Origin of the sequence: Luteibacter sp. RCC_6_2 (assembly GCF_041360655.1) — a bacterium.
Lineage (GTDB): Bacteria > Pseudomonadota > Gammaproteobacteria > Xanthomonadales > Rhodanobacteraceae > Luteibacter.
Genome location: NZ_JBFUPQ010000032.1, coordinates 1 through 2150 on the forward strand (window position 1 = coordinate 1; position 2150 = coordinate 2150).

Below are 2150 nucleotides of genomic sequence, written 5' to 3' on the forward strand. Positions count from 1 at the left end.
GCGGAGCCGAGGGCCTGGACGGGCGCGGCGGCGGCGAGGGAGGCGTTGTAGAAGTCGGCGAAGTCGACGACGGCCTGGGCGTGGTCGCCGGCCTTGACGTTGTCGTAGACGCGCCAGGCGGCCTGGGCGGCGCGGGCGGGTGCGGTGAGCACGCCCTGGAGGACGTCGTGGAGGATGCGCTGGGACAGGGGCGAGCTGAAGCGTTCGACCAGCCAGGCCCATTGGGCCTGCTGGGCGCTGCGGGTGAGGATTTGCACGTTGCGCAGGCCGAGCTGGACGTCGGCCTGGTAGGCGGCGAGGAGGAAGTCGCCGTCGAGGTCGCGTTCCTCGAAGCGGACGTCGGTGCGGGTGTAGGCGGAGGTGTCGCTGGTGCCCAGGACCCAGTGGGCGAGGTGGTCGCCGGCGAAGGCGCGGGCGCTGCCGTTGGGCAGCACGCGGGCCTCGTCGGCGGGGAGGCGGTCGAGCAGGTACTCCCGGAAGGCGGGGTGGTAGAGGAGGCGGCGCCCGGCCTCGGCGCGGTCGTCGAACTCGCGGAAGGTGATGCCGTCGGGGGCGTCGGGGGTGTAGATGACGATGCTGGGGACGCTGGCGGGGTTGCGCACGCCGAAGACGAGGAGGTCGCGCACGGGGGTGCCGCGGTAGGTGACCTGGCGGACGACGACCTCGTGACCTTCGACGCGGGCGCGGTGGGCGGGATCGGGGGCGTCCAGGGCGGCCTGGACCCAGCGGAAGCCACGCTCGGCGCGGTCGGTGCGGAAGGAGCGGGGGGCGTCGTCGAGGTAGTAGGAGAGTCGGGCTTCGGCGGCGAGCAGGCCCATGTGGGCGCGCTGCAGGCTGGCGGCGTGTTCGCGGCGCAGGGGTGCGTCGGGTCCGGTGTGGAAGGTGGTCTGGATCAGGGCGGGGTAGCGGGTGGCCAGGTCGAGGTCGCGGACGAGCCGGCGGAGGGCGGCATCGTCCAGGGCGGGCAGGGGCGTGCCGTCGCCGGCCTGGGCGCTGAGGCGGACCGGGTCGAAGGCGGCGAGGTTCTGGTAGGCGAGGTCGAGCAGGCGGATGTGGACGGGGGCGTGGCCCTGGAAGAGGGCCTGGAGCGATTCCAGTCGGGCGGCGGGGTCGGCGTTACGGTCGATCCGGACCTGGATGTCGGCCGGGTCGTGGGTGACCCCCAGGGCGCGCAACCGTTCGCCCAGGGCGGCGATGGCGTAGTCGGTCAGCGAGGGCGGGGCGGTGAGGCCGGCCTGGTCCTCGCGGGTGGTGATCGCGTCGAGGGTGGTGCGATAGGCGTCCTCGGCGTCGCGCCAGTGCTGGGCCACGGGGGCGGGCACGCGGGCCAGGCGCTGGGCGTTGAAGGCTTCCATGAGGGTGCCGTGGCGGACGGCGAGCAGGGCGGTGACGTCGACGGCGCGATCCAGGCGCAGGGCGTCGACCACGGTGTCGGCGAGGAGGGCGTCGCGGGCCTGGCCGTCGCGGGCCAGGGCGAACTCGAAGCCGGCCTGGGTGAGCTTGTCGCCTTGCACGGCGATCAGGCGCGCCACGAGGGTCTCGAAGGGCGGAGCGGCGAGGGGTCGGGAGGTGACGAAGGGGTCCGGGCCGAGGTGGGCCAGGTGCTGGCGGGCGATGCCGGGCAGGTCGGGCTGGGCGGCGAGGGCGCGGCGGGCGCGTTGTTCCAGGGCGGCGTGGGCGTCGTCGAGGCGGGGGAAGGTCTCCCAGCCGCGCTGGGTGGAGAAGAGCAGGACGCGGCCGGGGGTGCGCCGGTCCTGGAGGAGGAGGACGCCGGCGTAGGGGGTGTCGCCGAACAGCGGCTCGCGCACGGCCAGGTGGGTGGGCAAGGCGCCGGTGGCGGCCTGGAGGTCGCGGGCCAGGGCGAGGGCGTCGTCGTCGAAGGTGCCGTCGGCGTGGCCCAGCAGGGCCAAGTCGAGGGCGGCGGTGGCCAGGTGGGCGGCGAGCGTGGCGCGGCGGGAGGCGCCGGCGGGATCCTCGGCGGGGGAGGCCAGCCAGAAGGCGTCGAGGGCGGAGCGGTAGGGGCCGATGGCGGCGTTGTCGAGGGTATCGGGCAGGGCCGGCAGGGCGGCGGTCTGGGTGGCCAGCCAGGCCTGGAGGCCGACGAGGCGGTCGAAGGCGTCGGTGGCCGCCTGGTAGGGACTCTGGGAGAG

General features: G+C 75.2%; 1 protein-coding gene. It reads right to left on the bottom strand.

Annotation, left to right across the window (positions count from 1 at the left end):
- Positions 1 to 2150: hypothetical protein (locus AB6730_RS18835; RefSeq protein ID WP_371025119.1), on the bottom strand; the 2150-nt coding region annotated here is incomplete at both ends.